This is a genomic window from Clostridium sp. LXY-7 (assembly GCF_056172015.1).
Genome location: NZ_JBLLJL010000004.1, coordinates 118,312 through 139,963, shown reverse-complemented (window position 1 = coordinate 139,963; position 21,652 = coordinate 118,312). Strand labels below are relative to the sequence as shown.

At 29.9% G+C, this 21,652-nt stretch carries 21 protein-coding genes; 2 read left to right on the top strand and 19 right to left on the bottom strand.

Annotated features, from left to right (window positions below):
- Window positions 1–42: 42 nt before the first annotated feature.
- Window positions 43–225 carry a hypothetical protein gene (locus ACI48Q_RS13820; protein WP_474919703.1) on the top strand — a complete coding sequence of 61 codons (183 nt, stop codon included), beginning with the start codon at window positions 43–45 and terminating at the stop codon, window positions 223–225.
- A 349-nt stretch (window positions 226–574) separates the two neighbouring features.
- Here the strand turns inward: ACI48Q_RS13820 and ACI48Q_RS13815 are convergent, their stop codons facing one another.
- The 17 genes from ACI48Q_RS13815 to ACI48Q_RS13735 all read right to left on the bottom strand — a co-directional run bounded on the left by ACI48Q_RS13815 (window position 575) and on the right by ACI48Q_RS13735 (window position 19,737).
- Window positions 575–2,173, bottom strand: a complete 1,599-nt coding sequence (locus ACI48Q_RS13815) for a CTP synthase (protein WP_474919702.1) — start codon at window positions 2,171–2,173, stop codon at window positions 575–577.
- 440 nt (window positions 2,174–2,613) lie between these two features.
- On the bottom strand, window positions 2,614–3,534 hold the full coding sequence (locus tag ACI48Q_RS13810) for a sigma-54 interaction domain-containing protein (RefSeq protein ID WP_474919701.1): 921 nt from the start codon (window positions 3,532–3,534) through the stop codon (window positions 2,614–2,616).
- A 130-nt stretch (window positions 3,535–3,664) separates the two neighbouring features.
- Entirely contained in the window at window positions 3,665–4,084 is a 420-nt protein-coding gene (locus tag ACI48Q_RS13805; RefSeq protein WP_474919700.1) for a YwiB family protein, read from the bottom strand.
- Window positions 4,085–4,099: 15 nt separating this feature from the next.
- Window positions 4,100–5,080 carry a tRNA 4-thiouridine(8) synthase ThiI gene (locus ACI48Q_RS13800; protein WP_474919699.1) on the bottom strand — a complete coding sequence of 327 codons (981 nt, stop codon included), beginning with the start codon at window positions 5,078–5,080 and terminating at the stop codon, window positions 4,100–4,102.
- Between the two features lie 20 nt (window positions 5,081–5,100).
- Entirely contained in the window at window positions 5,101–6,132 is a 1,032-nt protein-coding gene (locus tag ACI48Q_RS13795) for a D-alanine--D-alanine ligase family protein (RefSeq protein ID WP_474919698.1), read from the bottom strand.
- A 159-nt stretch (window positions 6,133–6,291) separates the two neighbouring features.
- Window positions 6,292–6,972, bottom strand: a complete 681-nt coding sequence (gene spoIIR, locus ACI48Q_RS13790; protein WP_474919697.1) for a stage II sporulation protein R — start codon at window positions 6,970–6,972, stop codon at window positions 6,292–6,294.
- 214 nt (window positions 6,973–7,186) lie between these two features.
- On the bottom strand, window positions 7,187–8,362 hold the full coding sequence (locus ACI48Q_RS13785; RefSeq protein ID WP_474919696.1) for a Ger(x)C family spore germination protein: 1,176 nt from the start codon (window positions 8,360–8,362) through the stop codon (window positions 7,187–7,189).
- A complete protein-coding gene (locus ACI48Q_RS13780) occupies window positions 8,352–9,458 on the bottom strand; it encodes a GerAB/ArcD/ProY family transporter (RefSeq protein WP_474919695.1) in 1,107 nt (368 codons plus the stop codon). Before ACI48Q_RS13780 ends, ACI48Q_RS13785 begins: the two co-directional genes overlap by 11 nt.
- A gap of 20 nt (window positions 9,459–9,478) precedes the next feature.
- The gene (locus tag ACI48Q_RS13775; protein ID WP_474919694.1) at window positions 9,479–10,942 is read right to left on the bottom strand and encodes a spore germination protein; all 1,464 of its coding nucleotides are present in this window, start codon (window positions 10,940–10,942) and stop codon (window positions 9,479–9,481) included.
- Window positions 10,943–10,960: 18 nt separating this feature from the next.
- Window positions 10,961–11,161 carry a CLC_0170 family protein gene (locus ACI48Q_RS13770; protein WP_474919693.1) on the bottom strand — a complete coding sequence of 67 codons (201 nt, stop codon included), beginning with the start codon at window positions 11,159–11,161 and terminating at the stop codon, window positions 10,961–10,963.
- 251 nt (window positions 11,162–11,412) lie between these two features.
- Window positions 11,413–12,789 carry a TIGR00366 family protein gene (locus ACI48Q_RS13765; protein WP_474919692.1) on the bottom strand — a complete coding sequence of 459 codons (1,377 nt, stop codon included), beginning with the start codon at window positions 12,787–12,789 and terminating at the stop codon, window positions 11,413–11,415.
- A gap of 320 nt (window positions 12,790–13,109) precedes the next feature.
- The gene (gene ispE / locus ACI48Q_RS13760) at window positions 13,110–13,952 is read right to left on the bottom strand and encodes a 4-(cytidine 5'-diphospho)-2-C-methyl-D-erythritol kinase (protein WP_474919691.1); all 843 of its coding nucleotides are present in this window, start codon (window positions 13,950–13,952) and stop codon (window positions 13,110–13,112) included.
- 278 nt (window positions 13,953–14,230) lie between these two features.
- Window positions 14,231–15,793 carry a DUF3794 and LysM peptidoglycan-binding domain-containing protein gene (locus ACI48Q_RS13755; RefSeq protein ID WP_474919690.1) on the bottom strand — a complete coding sequence of 521 codons (1,563 nt, stop codon included), beginning with the start codon at window positions 15,791–15,793 and terminating at the stop codon, window positions 14,231–14,233.
- A gap of 443 nt (window positions 15,794–16,236) precedes the next feature.
- Complete coding sequence (locus ACI48Q_RS13750; protein WP_474919689.1) at window positions 16,237–16,473, bottom strand: Veg family protein; 237 nt, start codon at window positions 16,471–16,473, stop codon at window positions 16,237–16,239.
- Between the two features lie 351 nt (window positions 16,474–16,824).
- Complete coding sequence (locus tag ACI48Q_RS13745; RefSeq protein WP_474919688.1) at window positions 16,825–17,859, bottom strand: SPFH domain-containing protein; 1,035 nt, start codon at window positions 17,857–17,859, stop codon at window positions 16,825–16,827.
- 12 nt (window positions 17,860–17,871) lie between these two features.
- Complete coding sequence (locus ACI48Q_RS13740; RefSeq protein ID WP_474919687.1) at window positions 17,872–18,936, bottom strand: TFIIB-type zinc ribbon-containing protein; 1,065 nt, start codon at window positions 18,934–18,936, stop codon at window positions 17,872–17,874.
- Window positions 18,937–19,062: 126 nt separating this feature from the next.
- Window positions 19,063–19,737 carry a PspA/IM30 family protein gene (locus ACI48Q_RS13735; RefSeq protein ID WP_474919686.1) on the bottom strand — a complete coding sequence of 225 codons (675 nt, stop codon included), beginning with the start codon at window positions 19,735–19,737 and terminating at the stop codon, window positions 19,063–19,065.
- Window positions 19,738–19,981: 244 nt separating this feature from the next.
- On the opposite strand from ACI48Q_RS13735, the gene ACI48Q_RS13730 reads away from it, so the two are divergent.
- Complete coding sequence (locus ACI48Q_RS13730) at window positions 19,982–20,404, top strand: SoxR reducing system RseC family protein (RefSeq protein ID WP_474919685.1); 423 nt, start codon at window positions 19,982–19,984, stop codon at window positions 20,402–20,404.
- A 475-nt stretch (window positions 20,405–20,879) separates the two neighbouring features.
- Here the strand turns inward: ACI48Q_RS13730 and ACI48Q_RS13725 are convergent, their stop codons facing one another.
- Together ACI48Q_RS13725 and ACI48Q_RS13720 are read right to left on the bottom strand one after the other, a co-directional pair.
- A complete protein-coding gene (locus ACI48Q_RS13725) occupies window positions 20,880–21,215 on the bottom strand; it encodes a cupin domain-containing protein (RefSeq protein ID WP_474919684.1) in 336 nt (111 codons plus the stop codon).
- Window positions 21,216–21,217: 2 nt separating this feature from the next.
- Window positions 21,218–21,556 (bottom strand): cupin domain-containing protein, encoded by a 339-nt coding sequence (locus tag ACI48Q_RS13720; protein ID WP_474919683.1) that lies wholly within the window; start codon window positions 21,554–21,556, stop codon window positions 21,218–21,220.
- Window positions 21,557–21,652: the final 96 nt, after the last annotated feature.

Genomic DNA, 21,652 nt, shown 5'->3' with positions numbered 1-21,652 from the left:
TATATACTTTATAATAATTAAATTTTAGGGTGGTTGAAAGTTATGATCAATTTTAAAAATAAAAATTTTAGAAGATTTCTTTTTTATTTAGGTGGATTTATATTCATCATTTCTCTTATTTTCTTTGAAGAAATTCCTTTTTCTATGTTTTGGGGATTTATTGGAGTGCTTTTAATGTGTGGTCTTCCTGTAAACAATATAAAAAGACATAAAGTTATCAAGTAAAGTCCGTTATACTTTACTTAAACTAATTATATCAGTACTACGCTAATTACTCAATAACCTTATTCTAGACACTATTTCCCTATAATTATTCAATTTCATAATTAATACCTTTAATTTCAAAAGTATTAATTATGTATACTTAGTCCTACTAATAGCTATAAAATTCAACTTACTCATAATCATTTATAGTGAATCTGTAGATGTTTATGAGTAAACTAAGTACTTCACATAAATATAATGAGTATTATCAAATCATATAGTAATAGTTTCTAAGATTATATTATATCTTTTAATTATTGACTTTGTTTTAATATGTAGTTCTAAAATTAACAACCATTTAAAACAAAGTCTAATTATTAAGTGCTGCTTTTATAAAACCAGAGAAAATAGGATGGGGTTTATTTGGTCTCGATTTTAATTCAGGATGAAATTGTACAGCCATAAACCATGGGTGGTTCTTTAACTCTACTATTTCAACAAGTTTTTTATCAGGACTTGTTCCACTTAGAATTAATCCATTATTTATAAATTCTTCTCTATATTTACTATTAAATTCATATCTATGTCTATGTCTTTCATAGACCACTTCATCACCATAGACTTGGTAGCCCTTACTATCCTTAGCTAATCTACAAGGATATAAGCCTAATCTCATAGTGCCACCTTTTTCATCTACATCCTTTTGATCAAGCATTAAATCTATAACTGGATACTGAGTATCAGGACAAAATTCTGAGCTGTTACCATCGCTAAACCCCAAAACATTTCTTGAGTACTCGATTACTGCACATTGCATACCAAGACATATCCCTAAAAATGGTATTTTATTTTCTCTTGCATATTTTATAGCTTCAATCTTTCCCTCTACACCTCTATCTCCAAATCCACCTGGTACCAAAACACCATCTACTAGTTCTAGTAATTCTTTGACATTTTCTTTTGTAACATGTTCAGCATTTATCCACTTAATATCTATATTAGCATTATTGTCCAATCCACCGTGATTTAATGCTTCTACTACAGAAATATATGCATCATGAAGTTCTATGTATTTTCCAATCAATCCTATAGTTACAGTATTCTTCAAACCCTTCAACTTGTCAACCATACGAATCCAATCTGTATTATCTATATTCTTTGAATTTAAATCAAGTTTATCGCAAACTAATCTATCAAGCCCTTCCTTATGAAGCATCAATGGAACCTCATAAAGATTTTCTGCATCCAAATTTTGTATAACTGATTTTCCATCCAAGTTACAAAATAGACCTATTTTATCTCTTAATTCCTTAGATATCTCTTTTTCACTTCTACAAACTATAATATCTGGCTGAATTCCAATACTCCTAAGTTCTTTTACAGAATGTTGAGTTGGCTTTGTCTTAAGTTCTCCTGCCTTTCCCAGATAAGGAACTAATGTCACATGAATAAAGCATACATTTTCTATTCCCACCTCATACTTTATTTGTCTAATAGCTTCTAAAAATGGTAATGATTCTATATCTCCAACAGTTCCACCAATCTCTGTTATTATTACATCTATGTTCTCCTCTCTAGAAACTCTGTACATCCTATCCTTTATTTCATTAGTAATATGAGGAATAACTTGTACAGTTCCACCTAAATAATCACCTCTTCGCTCTTTAGATATCACTGACCAATATACTTTCCCTGTAGTTACATTATTATGTTTACTTAAATTCTCATCTATAAATCTTTCGTAATGTCCAAGATCCAAATCTGTTTCCGCACCATCATCGGTTACAAATACCTCTCCGTGTTGATATGGACTCATAGTCCCTGGATCTACGTTTAAATATGGGTCAAATTTCTGAATAGAAACCTTAAGTCCTCTATTTTTTAATAATCGGCCTAAGGAAGCTGCTGTAATCCCTTTCCCTAATGACGATACAACACCACCTGTAACAAACACATACTTTGTATTCATATTTACTCCTCCTTGATAATATATAAATTCTTCATATCAATAAATTTTATCTCAAACTATGCTCTTTAAAGTCTTTATTCTAAATGCCTATGTTATTAATAAAATTTTTCACAAAACCTATTGACTCTTTAAACAAATTCACCTATAATAGTAATTACCCTGTAAAATGGGTGTGTTGTTTATATTTTTAAAAACATATATTATCATAGCATAGAATTTTATTTAATGCTATACTTTTTTGTGTTAAATAAAATTATTAAAGTGGAATATCTAAATATCATTATACAAACTAACGCCATCCTTATGGATGGCGTTTAATTTTTATTTATGGCTCTGTTTTAATGGTTTTTAATTTTAGAACTATATATTATTGCGAAGCAAACCATTTACAGAAAGATTAGATTTACTTATTAATCAAGTCTAATGGCTCTGTTTTAAACCTACTTAAATCCATATTTTCTAATCTTATACTGAAGTGTTTGTCTAGGTATATCTAAAAACTTTGCAGCTTTACTTACATTATAATTACATATTATAAGAGCTTCATTTATATACTTTCTCTCTTCTGACTCTAATTTTTCCTTTAAAGAAGTACCAGTTTTACTATCTAAAAATATATCTAAATCTCTAGAAGTTAAATATCCTTCTTTCTTATAATTAAAAGCTCTTTCTATAATATGCTCCAATTCTCTTATATTACCCTCATAATCCTTTTGCACTAAATAACTTAAAACCCTTTCATCCACGCCTTTGATATTGCCATTAAACTTATAATTAAACTTCTTTATAAAATGATTTATCAGTATTGGTATGTCATCTTTTATCTGATTAAGACATGGTAGATTTATTCTCACAACATTTAATCTATAATATAAATCTGCCCTTAGTCTCTTTTCCCTTATAAGATTTTCAGGATGCTCATTTACTGAAGCAATAATTCTTACATCTATTTTTTTGGTTTCATTATCCCCAATTCTTCTTATTTCTTTTTCTTGTAAAACTCTTAAGAATTTACCTTGAAAACTAATATCCATAGAATTAAGTTCATCTAAATATAATGTTCCACCATCAGCTGTTTCAAATAATCCCTTACCCTCAATAGCTCCTGTGAATCCACCTTTACCAATCCCAAAAAAGATACTCTCCAATAAATTTTCTGGTATAGCTGCACAGTTCTGTGCTATAAAAGGCTTATTTCTTCTTTTTGAGCTACTATGTATAGCTTGTACAACTAATTCTTTTCCCGTGCCGGTTTCACCATATATAAATACTGGTGAAGAACTTCCTCCAATTTTTTCAATTACCTCTCTGATATGCCTTATACTTTTACTTTCCCCTATAATATCATTGGAGTTATACATACCCTAGTACCCTCCCCATAGATAACATATTATTTATAATGCACAATTTACAGTACTGAATAATTCTTAACTATGGATATCCTTAAGAATTATTCAGTACTGTTCATTGTGCATTAATGGTTAAAATATTTTAGTTATTAACTTTTATATTAGCTGTAAGCTTAGTATTTATAATGTCATTTTTAGATACTAAAATATCATAATTTACATATACCTTACCGCCATTGTCATCAATATTTATATTCACATCTTTGGTCCTAATATGAAGAGACATACTTCCTTGGGGTGTATTATATATGATAGTGGTACTTCCACCTCTTTTAAACTCCATAGTAGTATTAACTTCCCCTGTTCTCACTAAATTAAAGTAATCTCTACCAATTTCAAAGGTTGTAAGGGTATCTCCTAGACCTGATAATTCAGTTTCTTGATATTTTAATTTATATAGGTCATCCTCTTTATAAAAAAGACCCGGACTAACCAATTCTATTTTTTCTTCCTGTTGGTCGTTTTGTACACTTCCAAGCTCTACCACCGCATTATTCTTCATATAAATCACTCCTGACTAGTTGATGTTATGTTTATTTATCTCCTCATCTGTAGCACTAATTTCCTCTATTATATCGCTCATAGGTTCCCCGAAGCCACCATATTTTACCTCAACCTTAGGTTCATCCTTACCTTTGCAATATCTTATAGTAATTTTAGCTGCAAATCTAAGTGCTTCTTCTGTATATTCACCTAAAATAACAACCATAGAACCTGTAAATTCCTTAGCAAATAAGATTGTATCCCCTTTTTTAAGCAGATTTTTAATTATCTCTCCCTCATCTTGAGTTCTTGTAGAAATAATCTTAACATCTCCAACCCTAAAATGACGTCCTATTCTTAATAAGTCTAGTTCTCTTTGCTCAGGAGTTTTATTATTCTTTAATAACTCCGATAATCTGCTTGAATAATTTGGCTCTGTAAGCTTACATCCACCTGCAGGTGATGGATACTCTTTTATGCCCCATTTTTCAGCAAGCTCCATTTGTGGCTTTCTACTTCTTCCACTTAACCCTAAAAGATTTTCTCTATGAACTAATCCATTTTCTTCCATATCAGTAGGTAGGAGATTCTTTGCGCATAGTGGTCTTAATATTTTATTTCCTATACCACTTTCATTCTTAACTTTATCTAATGCACTTCTATTTTGAGACATAGGTCTTTGATTTAAAACTTCTCCAGTTATAATAAAATCTGCATTAAATTTCTCCAATAGCTCTCCACAATATCTCATCATCATAGCATGACAATCAATACATGGATTCATATTTTTTCCATATCCATGCTTAGGGTTTTTAACCATCTCAAAGTGTTCATCACTGAAATTCACAACTTCTAATGGTATATCTATTTGCTTAACCATTTTTTTTGCATTCTCTTCATTAAAAAAGTGAGATCTAAAACATATTCCTATAACTTCTATACCTTGATCCTTAATCAATTTTGCAGCAAGTATGCTATCTAAACCACCTGAAACCATCGCTAATGCTCTTGTCATAAAAATTCCCCTTTATATTGTTAATTATTTCCTCTCTCTATAGCAAACTCTATTAACCTATCTATTAGTTCACTATATTTAATTCCTGTGGCTTCCCACATTTTAGGATACATGCTTATGTGAGTAAATCCTGGAATTGTATTTACTTCATTAAGATAACACTCTCCAGTCTCCTTATCAACTAAAAAATCTACTCTTGCCATTCCTGCACAATCAAGTTTTTTATATATTTTCACAGAAAGCTCCCTAATATTCTTCATTTCTTCAACATCTAGTGCAGCAGGTATTAATAATTTTGAAGCTGCATTGTTATACTTAGCTTCATAATCATAAAATTCTTTAGCAGGAATTATCTCTCCTGCAATAGATGCCTTAGGATCGTCATTCCCAAGAACTGCCACTTCTATTTCTCTTGCGTATATTCCTTTTTCTACAAGCACTTTTCTGTCGTGTTTAAAGGCCTCCTCTAACCCATCTAGTAGTTCTTCTCTATTATGAGCTTTACTTATCCCTACTGATGATCCGCTATTAGCAGGCTTAACAAAACATGGGTAAGATAACTTCTCCTCTATGGCGTTAACATAGATTTCTCCTTGCTTTTTATACTCAAAAGAATTTACTACAACATAAGGAGCTTGTTTTATTCCCTCATGTTCTAATAAATATTTTGTATATACTTTGTCCATGCAAACAGCTGAACTCATTACTGAAGGACCTACACAACTTAATCTTAATAACTTACACAATCCTTGGATTGTTCCATCTTCACCAAACATTCCATGTAATACTGGAAAAACCACCTCTACTTCTTTATTTAAGAGAATATTTAATCCATTTTCAATCTTATTTTCATTGTCTTTTTCCCACTGTCCATTTTTTATATTTTCATAATCTCCTTTATAAAGAAACCACTGTCCGTTTTTTGTTATTCCTATAGGAAAAATATCATATCTACTTTTATCTATATGATTTAAAACAGAATTAGCTGAAATTCTAGATACCTCATGTTCGCTTGATTGTCCACCAAATAATATTGCAACTTTTCTTTTCACATCAATCTCTCCTAACGACATTTTTATCTCTTGTATATTATGACTACATTAGCATATATGAAACTATTATAAACATAAAATGAACATATATAAATTATACCTATATATTTTATATATGTTCAACTTTTTATTCAAATTTTAAATAAATTACACAATTTTTTATTTACAAAGTTTCTTTATCATATCGACCAATTTAGACTTTACAACAATATTATTATCCCTTGTATTATCTACTATCTTTGTATCATTTATCATTTTATATTCTTCCTTAGTTAACACTCTTTTCATCTGTTCCTCTGTTTCTTCATAGGCAACCTGACCTTTAGTTATATCTACGAAACATATAGGTGGAAACATAACACACCACCAATTTTGTCCTTTACCAGTTCCTACTATAATTCTATAAGCCTCATACTCCCCTTGTGGTAAAGTTATATTTCCGTAGCTTTTCACTGGGAAATATTCCTTTGAAAGAGTTGATTCCACAGAATAATCATATCCGTTTTCCTCTATAACAGTCTTTGCTATATCTAATATTCTTTCATTTTCCTCATTTAATATAATTCTTGATTCTTCAATGCTCTTACTTTTTTTTAACAATGGCTGAACATACTTTAAAACTTCATCTCTAATTTTTAACTTTAAAGCTTGGTCTTCTTTTGTATCACTATTAGCTATTACATGAAATCTAATAAGTTTTTCAGATATCTCCTCTATAGATATTTGATCTTTCTCAACTTCCTTAGCATTTACCTTACCTATATTCACTGCAGACTTTATTCCTAAAAAAAATGTTAAAATAACAAATATGGTAACAACCATAGATATAATCTTTTTCATTACTCTTTCCCCCTAAAATAAAAGTTTATATCCTAATTGTTACCAATATGGACAAGTTATATTCACTTATGTTTATATTTATTATTTTATTTTAAATAGTCATTGATTTTAAAATTACATATTATCGCGAAGTAGGCTCTGTGTAAGTTCAACTAAACTTTGATGATAACATGAAACTAAGTTTACACTTAAACTATTTGCAGGAAGATTAGATTTAATTGGTAAGTCCCACAGTTCTAATATTGTTTTCTACACTTACAGATATATTTGCATTATAATAAGCTTGTGGCCAATTATACTTTACCTTTTTCCAAATTTTGGGGTGATATTTCTTTATGTGCTTCTCAGCTTCTATTAAATCTAAATTCATCTCATTTTTAGCAATATTAGCTATTGATAAAAGTTCTGCCGCCATAGTATCGTCAAAATGTTGTTGTATACTCTGAACCAATTCAATGTCTAAAAGATTAGCCTCAGTAAAATACCCCTTTAGACTTCCTTCTGTGGATACCCTATAATTTAAATACAAAGCCTCCTCTTTATAATCTACATCTACCTTCCTAGTAACACCTCTTATATAATAATCAATGGGATGACCATCTTTATAAATAACTTTCTTACAAGAACCTATATCACCTTTTAATATTTGAATGTCTGTAATCTGTCTCTCATTTAAATATTCAGTAATTTCATTATCTTCTATAATCCCCACACCTTCAAGATTAAGTTCATTTTCACTTTTAAAAGAAAATACAGGTAACATATTTATACCGTCACTCTTAGCTGTATCTATATATGAATTTAAAGTTACTGGATAAATAGATCCATTTTTTGTACTGTTGCCCATTATCCCTAATATATAAGTATCTATATTTTCCTCCATTAATGGCTTCATTTTTACATAATCCTTCGCTTTTCCATTAACTATAGCAACTACAATAGTTCTATTTAAGCTAGGTTCTCTTTCAATATAATCCATTACTTCTCGCGCTAGCTCTCTATGTTGAAAAATTTCATCACTTAATAGAAGTAATTTACTATGTCCAAAATGAAGGGTTCTACTGCTTTGTAATATAGCCTTAGAATAGGCATCTGTCATAGAATATCCATCTACAGTAATAGCTACATCTGGGGCTGTAGCTTTTCCACTCTCCATAGTTCTTATATCTGGAAAGCCATAAGTTACCTGTACCATATTCAAATTATCCGGATAATAAACCTCACTAGGTTTAATATGTTTTATATCTTCTCTCTTCAGAACATCGCTTCCTACATCTATAGCTATTGTAGAAACAAATGCTTTTTTATCTATTTCTATATTATCCCAGCATCCAGTAAGCAGTAACGACAAGACTATAATCGGAATCACCTTAAAAATTTTAACCTTCACTTATGGCTCCTCCTCTCCTCTTCTTTATATAACTTACTATAAATGTAATCAATATAACCACTATAATACTAGCAATAAAACCAATTCTAAGCCATCTAAGCTTTAAATCTCTAACATCTATTATACTTTCGGGAAACAATGCTGCTACGTATACTAAAGGTATGAAAATTATAGATGATATTCTTATCTCCTCCACATTAAATACTTCTTTGCATATATAAGATGCGAAATAATAAATGTTTGCAAATGATGTAAAATAAAATATAACCCATAGTGACATAACTAAGCTATCCCATCTTTCTAAAAATCCACTTTTCGACGTTATAGATTGAAGCATGTTTATTGTTGGAAATATACTATCTACAGTTTGACCTACTGATAAGGTTGAAGTAACTAAAATAAAAGTTATGGCATAGAAAATAGCTACAAATAGACTACTTCCACCTAACATCCGCTTTATTCTGTGTTTCTTCTTCACATGTGGAATTAATATAAAAGCCATAGAAAATCCATTTAATAGAAATACTAATTCAAAACTAGACATAAAGTAACTTTTAATTCCAGCCGTAAAGGTTGGTAATAAGTTAGAAAAGTCTGCTATTGGTATTGTTAGTATTAATACTATAGTTATAGGTATAAACATTACCCAAAATGCTATTTCATTAAAATGTACCACATTTGCAAGTCCTCCTCGACTTAAATATACTCCCATAAATATAAAAGTTATTAAAATAATCTCTGTAGGCGTATTTACTAATAAGTACATTGATATAACTTCTGAAAACATTCTTAAAGATAGTGATAGTGCTAATATCATCATAATGGCATAAATTAAAGAAATTATTTTCCCTATTATCTTTCCATAGGAATTAGTTAAGATGCCCACTATTCCTTTAAAATCATTGGCTTTTATAAGCATATATATTAAATAAAGTACAATAAATATTAATGCACCTGTAATGAGTGCTGATACCCATGTATCTGCTCCAACATATTTAGCAACTATAGCAGGACCATAAAATACCCCTATTCCTATCATAGATACTACTAAACTAGCAAAAAAAGCAAAATCTTGAATAAAACTCTTTTCTTCCATAAAAACACCTCCAATAGGACTTATTGTTTTTGTCTTATTTTATCTTTTGGTCTTAAAAATTTAGGTCTATTTATAAAATCCCTAAATGGAGCTCTTACATATAAATCCTTCATATCTGACCAAACCAAGTCTACAGCAGGCGCTAAGTAAGGAATTCCAAAACTTTTAATTCTAGTTAAATGTATTATAAGAAATATAACTCCTAAAGTTATTCCATAAAGTCCTAAAATCGCTGACAAAAGAATGAACATTATCCTAAAATAGGAAAATGCGGAGGTCATGGTATAATTAGGAATTAAAAATGTGGTTATAGCCGTTAGCCCCAACACAATAACCATAATGGGACTTATTAATCCTGCTGTTACTGCAGATTGACCTATAATTAACCCTCCTACAATACCTATCGTCGAGCCAACAGGCTTAGGAAGTTTTATTATAGCTTCTACAAGAAATGCTAAGCTAACTTCCATTAATAAAGCCTCTACGTATGCAGCAAAAGGAACCCCTTCCCTTGAAGCCGCTATAGTGTAAGCTAGCTTAGTAGGAATCAATCCTGTATGGAATGTAGTTACTGCTACATAGAAAGCTGGCAATATCAAAGACAATATTATAGCTGTAATTCTAATAATTCTAACCACAGTTCCATTTGTCCATCTATTATAATAATCATCTGGTGATTGAAGAAAGCTAGCTAATACTGCTGGCACAATCAATGCGAAAGGAGAATTATCAACTAGTATGGCCACTCTTCCTTCATATAATGCTGCTGCTACCACGTCAGGTCTTTCCGTACTTTGAACCTGTGGAAATGGAGTACTTTCGTTATCCTCAATATACTGCTCTATATATCCACTATCTAGGATAGCATCTAAATCTATTCTATCAATCCTTCTTTTTAATTCCTCTAAAACATCATTGTTTACAATATCTTCAATATACATAATTGCCATATCTGTTTTAGACCTTACACCACATTGAGAAGCTTCAATTTTTAATCGAGTATCTCTTATTCTTCTTCTAACTAATGCTGTATTGAATCTTATTGTCTCAGTAAAGCCTTCTCTAGGTCCTCTAATTACAGTTTCCCCTGATGGTTCTCCTACTCCCCTATTAGGCCACGCTCTATTGGCAATAGTTAATGCCCCTTGCAAATCATCAATGAGTACTAATGTTTCTCCAGATAGTATTACATTAACACCATCACTTAGCTTATAAATCTGCTTCATATCTGATATAGCAATAATTCTTTCTTTTATATCTTCAGGCTTCTCTATAATTCCTTTAAAGTTCATCATTGGCTCTAGCAAATAATCATTCAATAAGCTCTTATCTGCCATCCCATCTATATAAACTACTCCTATATTATACTTTCCGCACTTAAATTCTCTAAAAACCACATCTGAATTATTTTCAAATAATTTTCTTAAATAATCCATATTCTCTTTAGTGCTGCTTGAAATATGTTCTCTTATATCTTCTTTCATTAAATCACCCCTCCTCTTTTAAATCACAATAATTCTTATGATATACATAATTAGGGTAAATACACTCAGTCCAATCCCTATATATACACATTGATTTCTGGCTCTAACTTTATTTTCTCTCTTAAAATACTTTCCATCTAAATAAGCTACAAAAAAACCGTATACTAAAACTAATATAAGCAAATGCAAATCAAACCTCTCAATGATTGTAAGTATCATAAAAATTCCCCTCTTATCACAATGTTTAAGATTTCATATACCTTAGTTTTTGCTAAGAGAAAAATTATATACACTAAAAAGCGAAGCTTTTAACTATGTGATATCAAATAACAATTACCAATTAATTAAGAAATTCCTTAGAAATCTCAACCCTATTGAATATTATTTATTGATCATCACTTATTAAAAACTTCGCTTTAAAATGTTTTATATAACTTTATAATTAAATCATAACTACATTAATTAAATAATTATAGTATTATTCCCCAAATTAAGAATCCAGCACATATTATAACTCCTGAGTATAATAGGTCTATTATACAATATCCCATTATATCTTTAGCTCCAAGTCCTGCTATGCCTAATGCTGGTAATGCCCAGAATGGTTGAATCATGTTAGTCCAAGCATCTCCCCAAGCTATAGCCATAGCTGTTACAGCTGGCGGAACACCTAGAACTGCCCCTGCTGGTATCATAATAGGTGCTTGAACAGCCCATTGTCCACCCCCTGAAGGTACAAAAAAGTTAACTATCCCAGCACTTAAAAATGTGAATAGTGGAAATGTTATCGGAGTTGATATAGAAACAAAGCCTTGTGATATCACTCCTCCAAGAGAAAGTCCTGAAGCACTAGCTCCTGTCATCATGCCCATTATTCCAGCATAAAATGGGAATTGAAGTAATATACCTGCTGAAGATTTAGTAGCATCATTTATAGCATCTATATATCTTCTTGGAGTCTTATGAAGAAGTATTCCTACAAATAAGAATATAGTATTAACTATATCTAAATTTAAACTAAATCCATTTTCTATAAAATACATTATTATATATCCAAAACCTAAAAGACATATTATTATTGATACTATTGAACTATGTTCTATTTTATCAGCTGGACTTAATTCTTTAAAACTTACTTTTGATGTTTCTAATGTAGAGGCATTTTCATCCTCTAATAATGAAGGGTCTATAGTAACAGTTTCACTTTCACTTGGATGCATTGCTCTATTTATTAATGGCATAGTTAAAAATATTACTACTACTACCCCAAGCATTATTGGGTTAAATATAGTTTGACTTGTAGGTATAGGATTAGTAATTATTCCTAAGGTTGCTTTTTCTACTGCTTCTCCACCACCAGCTAAGGTTAATGGTATAGAACCAGAAAGTCCCGAATGCCAAACTAAAAATCCTGAGTATGCAGATGCTATCAATAGACGATAATCCACTTTTTTAACAACCTTGGCAATTTCCTTTGCAAAAATTGCTCCTATAACAAGTCCAAATCCCCAGTTAATCCAACAAGCAATAATAGATATTACTGTAACTAATATAATTGCTTGAAATGCATTCTTAGGTATTCTTGCCATCTTTTTTAATATTTTATTAAAAGATGGAGCATTAGCTAATGCGTGGCCTAAAACAAGAACTAATGCCATCTGCATAGAAAATGCAAGTAGTGACCAGAACCCATTCCCCCAGTGCTTTACCATAGCTATGGGAGTTTGATTTGTTAAGAAAATACCAAACACAAATACTAAAAATGTAAGTATCGCAGCAAAAATAAATGGATCTGGTAAATACTTCTGAACTAGCTTTACGCAGCCGTTAGTAAATTTTTTAAACACATAAATCCCCCCTGATCCTGTATTTATAATTCTTCAATATAAATAAATTAATCTATTTATACCTTTATTATAATGACTATATTTTAACAATGCCAACTTTGCAATCTGTCATATATCCTTATATTAATGCATTTTTTTCTATTTACTCAATTTAAATACATATATCTTATATTTTAGAATATTATGAATATTAGTATTTTAATATTTATTTTCATGAAAATTAACTATTTCTTATAGGTTATTTAAAAATAAACTTATAAAAAAAAGAGTTCATAAGAAAAAAAATGAACTCTTTTTACAATTTTACATTTAGTTTATATCTAGATAGTTTTAGTAAGAAACACTTCTGTATATTTTCTTTTCAATAAATCATAACAATTTTGGGCATCTCCTTCATTGTCAAAAAAACTAAAGACTGTAGGTCCACTTCCGCTCATTAATCCACCTAAAGCACCTTGCTCTAGCATTACATCCTTTATTTTTTGTATCTCACTATGTTTTTCTATAGTAACTAATTCTAGTAAATTCATCATATTCTTTGCAATATATTTAAAATTATCATTCTCTATTGCATTTATAAGTTCATCTACCTTAGGATGCTCTATTACTTCTTCTAAATTAAATTTTTTATAGGTTTCTATTGTAGATACTCCAAAATTAGGTTTAACTATCACCATCAATTTGTTATTAAAGGGTTTTAGTGGAGTTATGATCTCTCCTATGCCTTCACAAAGAGCAGTTCCCCCTTTAATGCAATAAGGTACATCAGCGCCTATGTTAACTCCTAATTCCATTAGCTCTTCATCTCTAATCTTCGGCCTATATAAATCTCTCATTCCTTTAAGTGCTGCAGCAGCATCTGTGCTTCCTCCAGCCATGCCGGCCTCAATAGGTATATTTTTCTGTATATGGATTTTTACTCCACTATGTACATCATAAGTCTTACAAAATAACTCTATAGCTTTGTATACTAAATTTCTTTTATCTGTTGGCACAAATTCTTTATCACAGGTTATATGTATTCCTTTATCACAGGGTGTAAAAGTAAGTTCATCATATATATTTACAGTTTGCATAATCATTCTTAATAGATGATACCCATCCTCTCTTTTACCAATTACATCTAAAGCTATATTTACCTTTCCATATGCCTTAATTTTCATAAAAACACCACCTAATATTTATAAAATAAGTATAGTAATATATACCTTCAAAAACAAAACTTTAAAATAAAAATCTAATTTCACTATATCTAAAATCTAGTATACAATAAAAATTTAACTTTATCACAAATAAATAAAAAACTAACTAAGTTAAGCAGATTTTAAAACTTAACTAAGCTAGCTCTTTATATGAACATTATTTTTAAAATTTATATGTCGTTTAATACATAACATATTCCTTTAATTAAGGAATAATTATTTATAAAAATCCAAATTTACTAAATAACAGCTCTTCCAGGAACTATTAATTTATCACCTGGTTTTATATCATCATTTTCATTTAAATCATTTATACTTACAAGTTCACCCACTGTGGTCAAATACTTTTTAGCAATTTGCCATAATGTATCTCCTGACTGTACTACGTATATAACAATACTAGCTTTCTTTTCTGGCAATTCACCTTCATTCATTTTCATATCTACCAAAAATTTCTTCTTAGTATTATATCCCGCTTTACAGTGTATTCTAACTATTGCTCTTACAGAAATATTTCCAGCTTCTAAACTTCCCTCAATCATTTCTAAGCATGCCCTATAGGATACATTCATATCAGCTTTAACTCCACCTACATGAACCTTACAATTAAATGGCATATCTTCATCTACAGTTAAAACATAATTGTCCTCATCTTCGGTGCCATATAACACATTAACTTTTAATACTCCTTCAATCTCAACCTTATCATCCTTAACTTTTTTATCTGTTAAGCTAACATTACCTGTGGTCATTATTATCTTATTAGGTTTCATATCATTAGATTTAATGTCTATATCACCTTTAACTAAACATTCCTCGTAGCCTTGTCCCTGTAGAATAAATATGTTATATTCTTGAGCTTCCATATCTATAGTTTTCTTTGGCGAATATCCATCTTGAATTACTTCTACTTCTTCTTTATACATAACATGAGTATTTGTTTTTACCAAGAATTCAACATCAACTATCCTATTTTCACCCATATCATCCTGTCTAACATCACATTCTGCAGATTGAACTTCAAAATCAGTATAATACTCCATATTTGGTTTTAATTCGTCAACAGTAATTTCTTTATAGAGAGGAACATTTTCACATACACAGCTTAAATCTCTTGAACCTTTAACCTTGTATAATACACAAACATTAGCAATTGCTTCTATCTTTATCCCACCATCAAATATTCTAACTTCTTTCTTGCCAATATTAATATTATATTTAATGACTTTTAAGCACTCACCTTTGTCCATATCAATCTTTATTTCTGCTTTACCTACTAACTCACCTTCAATAGGCTGTATAACCTTATCTAAAGTCATAGGTGTCTTTAAAAATTCTATATCTTTATCCTCTTGTACATCTTTAACTATTTCAAAAGAATTTATATTATATCCATTACATTTACATAACATAAATCCTTGAATAGCTATTTTTCTCTCATTTACAATAATACAGTCCATATGTTCAATACTTAGTTCTACCTCACAGAAGGTGTTACTCTGAGCTCCTGGCATATCAATTGTTTCCATTAAATTGCCATTATAAGTAACTGATTGAGCTTCTGTAGCTCCATTATCTTTTGACATATAAAGTACATTGTATTGAAGTTGCGCACCTAAGCCTAATTTATTTTCACTAATATCCTTAGTTGTTATTATAGGCTTAACATCTAGCATTAGTATGTTATCCACATCAGGAAGTATATCAGGTATTACATATTCTTCTTTCACAAATAATTTCACATTATTTTGTGCTATTGATTGTTCATATTCTATACTGTCTTTTATTAACTCCAAATCCATAGCGTCCCTCCTAAAATACCTACTAATAATTTATATATAATACTTCTTTAGAATATAACTATTAACTCATAAAAACTTTCAACAAAATTCGTCAAATATATGTTGACATATATCTTATATTGTCTTATAATCTTAATTGGTTATTGACCATATAACCTCTCATAAATTCTCAATACCCTTTTATACCATAGCTGAAAGATGGACTCATACCATCTTTCTTTTTTTATTCATTTTTATATTTTATTATATTCACACTAAACTTTTCATATAACTCTTTATATTCGAAAATTTAGAATATAAAGTTAAAAACTTTTAATAAATTCACTTTAACTCAATAAATCTTCATACTGACTTATGCTATAAGGCTTAATTTTAAAACTATAACCTAATTACTAATAATTTAAAAGTTCAAATAAAAAAAAACCATACTGAAAAGTATGGTTTTAGCCTGCAAATACTAATTGAACTGTCTTCGTTAATACATCACTATAACTGTATGCTACAACTCTTTTGGAATGATTGTCAAGTCTAATAACAAATATGCTATCGTAAGTTTTTTCTAATGTTCCGTTATTAACTATAACCTTACGTCTTCCGCCATTTGCCTTCAATGTCACTTTTTCGCCAACATGACTCTCAATATCTCTCTTTATTGAGGTCAATACATTAATCCCATTCATTCCTGACACCTTCTTTCTTAATTATAAGTATAAGTTAAAAATCACTATTTGTCAAGTAAACTAAATATTGTACAATATTTTTAATACTTTTGTCAACGTTAAATTTCTGTTAATTTTTTTGTTAAGTACTAATAAATATTAATAAACTCCATAATGCTCTTGAAAAATAACTTATTTTACATTTGACATTAGTATGTGTATAAATTATTCTAAATATTCTTTAATTTTCATTTTTATATAATTTTATAAAAAATTATTTTTACCTTTATATAAAAAGGCAGTGCAAAACTTTAAAAATCTTTGCACTGCCTACTCTTACCATAAATACATTAACCAGTTTAAAATAAATACTTAGTCAATTTTATTTCCACATTGATTACAGAACTTTGCGTCTCCATGAACCTTCGCTCCACATTCACTACAAAATTTTTTCTTTTCTATCTTAGTTTCTACTGAAAGCTCAACCTTCTCTCCACATCCACTACAAAATTTAGCTCCCTCTGCCAAAGGCGTACCACATTTTATACATAGATTTTTATCTTTCACTTCATTCTCTCTTTTAAAGCTCTTTGCCATTTCCATTCCCATGGCCATTCCCATACCTGCACCTGCCATATTGGCCATGCCATTAGACCCATTGCCCATAGCATCAATAGCCCCTATGTTTTGGTATCTACCTAAATCTCCAACCATCTCATAGGATGCATTTTTTTCAACCATTTTTTGAACATTCTCAGGATAACTAAAGGAGGAAACCGTAAAATCACTAACAGAAAGTCCTATCTTAATAAGTTCCATATCTAAGTCATCCTTTATACCCTTAGATATATCATAGGCATTAGCCTGAAGATTAAATAAGTCCTTACCCTCTCTAGTAATCCACTTCATTAAGAGTTGATCTAGAAGCGTTACTGTCCTATCTTTTACATCATCCACTGTAAACTGCTGCTTTACCCCTGCAATTTTATCTATAAGCACCAAATAATCATTTATCTTAACATTAAAGGCTCCAAAAGCTCTTATTGGCAATCCTCCTGGCATTCTTGGAGTTGGTATATTAATAGAATTTCTGGTACCCCATTTAACTAAAAATTCCTTAGTGTTAATGAATAATATTTCTGCCCTAATTCCACTATTGAAACCAAACTTAAAACCTTTTAGCGTACTTAAAAAAGGAATTATATCTGTTTCAATTTCATAATTTCCCTCATCCTTAAAAATTCCTTCAATTCTACCATTATATAAAAATATAGCATCTTGACCTGGTCTAATTACAAGTCTACTATTTTTTTTGATTTCTTTATTTCTCCAAAGCCAAAATAATACATCATCTCTTGTTTCATTCCATTCAATTACATCTAAAAATTGATTTTTAAAAAATCCCAACTTTCTGTCCTCCTAACCCCTATTTGAATAATAAAATACCACAGCTATAATAATTATAGCTATAACTATTATACTTATAATCTTATAAATGCTGTAAGGATATTTTCCTTGAATTTCTCCAGTTTGTCCATTAATTATATATACATATTTTTCACCTTTATAATCATACTGTGCCGTCCAAATGGGCAGGAGTACATGTTTGTAGCATATATTTGAATAATCCGTATTTACATGAATACTCCTTGCCTCATCATATCTAGCTAAAATTTCACTTCTTGCTTCATTTACAATACTATCATGCATTTTACCCTTTGCTTCCTCAAAGCAATTAACTACGTTTTTAACATATCTTTCAGCCATATATCCAGATAAAAATTGTGGTTTATACGGCTCCATTGCCTCAGTATAGAAAGGCTCTATAGTATTTATAAGGGATTGGTCATAATTATTACTAGCATTTACTAATACATCATCAAAAAATCTGTTGATTCTTCCACTGACATGATGCCATCTAGTTCTTCTCTCTTGAACCTTTTTTCCATCTCTTTCAACGGTTACATAATAATGCTCTCCACCTTGTCCACTATAAGTACTATAAGTGTTGGCATCATAAGTCCAATAAGGTATATAAATAGCTTTTAGTTTATCTGTTTGATGAAGATTCTTTAAATCATTTGGAGCAATCCATCTACGCTTTACCCATGAGTTATACAATTCGCTAGCCTTATATCTATCTATCTTAAAAGGTATAACTCCTTCTGGTCTAATCCCCGCTGACTGTTTGCTCTTTAAAACATGAGAAGAATTACAATAGCTACAAGAAATAGCTGTCTGTTCTTTATTTACTACCATTTCTGCACCACAAACATCACATTTTAAAACTTCAACTTCATTGTTCCAAGTGGAATTTTCCTCATTACTAAGAGCTGCATAAAAATCATATTCCTTAACCTTTGCATTTCCCTCTAATATGTCCATTTCATTATTGCAATAAGGACATTTTAATTTTTGACTATTAATATCAAAGACCATGTTCCCACCACAAGTAGGACACAAATATACATCTACCTCTGTCATAAATACACCCCTTATTATGTATACGTTATCCCAAATAAAATAATTAGTTAAGGCATCTGAAGAAAAATAGCTAATCAAATATACCCGTTGACTGATTAGTTATTTTTTAAGATGCCTTTATATAGGTTACTTTTTCATCTGATCCTTAAGTCTTTGAAGTTCGTCTTCTACATCTGTTGTAGGACTGTCATACTTATTAAACAGAGCTTCAACACTATCCTCTTTAGGTTTATTAAGCTCTGCCATAGCATTAGCCTCGTCCATCATTTTATTAACCTTATTTTCCATCCTATCAAAAGCGCTTAAGTTAGCTCCTACTCCACCTATCTTACTTTGAATATCATTTAATTTTCCTTGCATCTTTGCAGTAGCAGCCTTTGCTTTTATTTCATTTTTTCTATTGTTTAATTGAGATATTTGTTCTTCTAACTTACTGTGCATCTCTTTCATCTTTGTAGAATTTTCTACAGCTATTTGGTACTTTGTTGATAGTGTTCCCTGAGTATTCACTAATTCTGCTTTCTTTTGAAGAAATGCTCTAGCATCTCCATCATTTCCAGCATTTATAGCTCTTTCAGCATATTTGAGCATTTTTTCTATTTCACTATTACACTCATCAAGCTCTCTTTTTGCCCTAGCTTCTTCTGCCATAATAGATGCAGTTTCTGCTTTAACTTTTGAAAGGTCATCATTTAAATCCCTAAGTATTTGATCCACCATTTTTCCTGGATCTTCAAACTTATCAAGCATTGCATTTATATTTGCTGACATTATATCACTGAACCTACTTAATATAGACATTGTAATTTCCCCCTTAATTTTTAACATATATATAATTGTATCATAAATTTTATCAAAGGTTAATCAAAGTAATATATCTACTTCTTTTAAATTACTATAATTTTATTAAGTGATTTTAGGTTCAATAGGAATTCTACTGCCTGTTGATAAACTTCATAAAATCTCCATAATTATAGATTATACTTTATACATACTTACTATATGAGAAATCATTTATATATGTTTAAAATTATGGGGTGATTATATGGAACAAATAGGAATTGTAACAGTGCTACATGGGGATGTTGCTACAGTTGCATTTAAAAAGAAAACAGGCTGTGGAGGTAGCTGTGGTGCCTGTAAAGAAACTAATTCTGAAAATACTATATTTATGAAAGTCAAAAACACTGAAAATTGTAATATTGGAGATAAAGTAGTTGTATCTATGAAGAATAACACCTTCTCAAATATGACTTTTTGGGCATATGGTTTTCCTACCCTTATTACAGTTATAACATTAGCTGTTACTCTATTTATATTTAATTCCTTAGAGCTGAAAAACTATGAGTTATATTCAATAATCTTATCCATGGGAGCTATGGTATACTCTTTTATATTGACTAAAAAGCTTTGTAAACAAGATGATGAATATGTATTTAAAATTATAAGAGTGCTTAAACATCAGTAGCCTAGATATAATCTATATTATCAAAGGTTTTTTGCAATATATAGTGCTGAATTAATATGAAGTATTATTACAATATATATTGAACTTAAATAACTAAAATAAAGGAGTTATCTTAAAAGTGCTTAGAATAAATTATTCTTCAGCACCTTTAAGATAGCTCCTTTTTATACTGCTACTACATCTTCATATCTGATAATCTTTTGAAAAATCTAATGAAATCAATCTGCTCTGCTATATTAGTATTTATAATTTCCCTTTTCTTAATTCCAATAATACTAGGCTCTATATTTAATTTCTCATCAGACGACGACATACTAATGTGCATATGTTTTGGAATTACGTTTTCAATTTTTTTCTGTACAAACACAATTTTAGATGAATTAAGAGCTAGAAAATGATTTATGTTTAAAACATAAAAAGGAGAAGCCTAAGCTTCTCCTAGTTTTCTATAAATAATTTCAAATTTGATTTTATTCTAATATCTAACTAGTATATTGTACATTTTAGAATCCTCTAAGACTTCTATTCCGTAATCTATATCTGATTCTAGTGCAACTATATCACCTTTTTTTAGAATTACTTCATCATGTTCTTTGTAAAGGACCTTCATACTTCCTTCAATCATTATGAATAAGGTTTCCATCTCATAGTATTCTTTATCAATACTCTCACCCTTTGCAAGAGAAAAAAATCTTATTTCTACATTTTCATTGCTTATTAAAGTCTTGCTAGCTATCTTATTTCCCGTATGACTTACTATTTTATCTATAGCCATTGGTTCAAAGGGATTAATATTTTTTAGATATTTCATATTTAATCCTCCTTAACTACAACAAGAAGCATTGACATATTTTCTTTGGCTGTTACTTGATGAGGAATATTAGCTGGCATAACTACAATTTGACCTTTGCAAGCTTCCATAGTCTCTTCTCCAATCTTTACTGTAGCAACCCCCTCATTAATATATATAAGAGCATCTCCCTTAGCTGCATGTGGACCTACTCCTTCACCTTTTCCAAACGCTAATGCAGTAACTCCAACACCTTTCTTTTGAGCTAATGTAACTGTTTCTATTTGACCATCTCTTGCAACTACTAAGCTATTAAAATCTACAACCTTTGATTTTTCTATATTTTTTATTAATTCCTTCATTTTCTTTTCTCCTTTTATACCTAATATTTTTAATATTTTGATATTTACTAGCATCTCTAATTCTTGACTTTATTCTAGCATATAAACATTAAACAT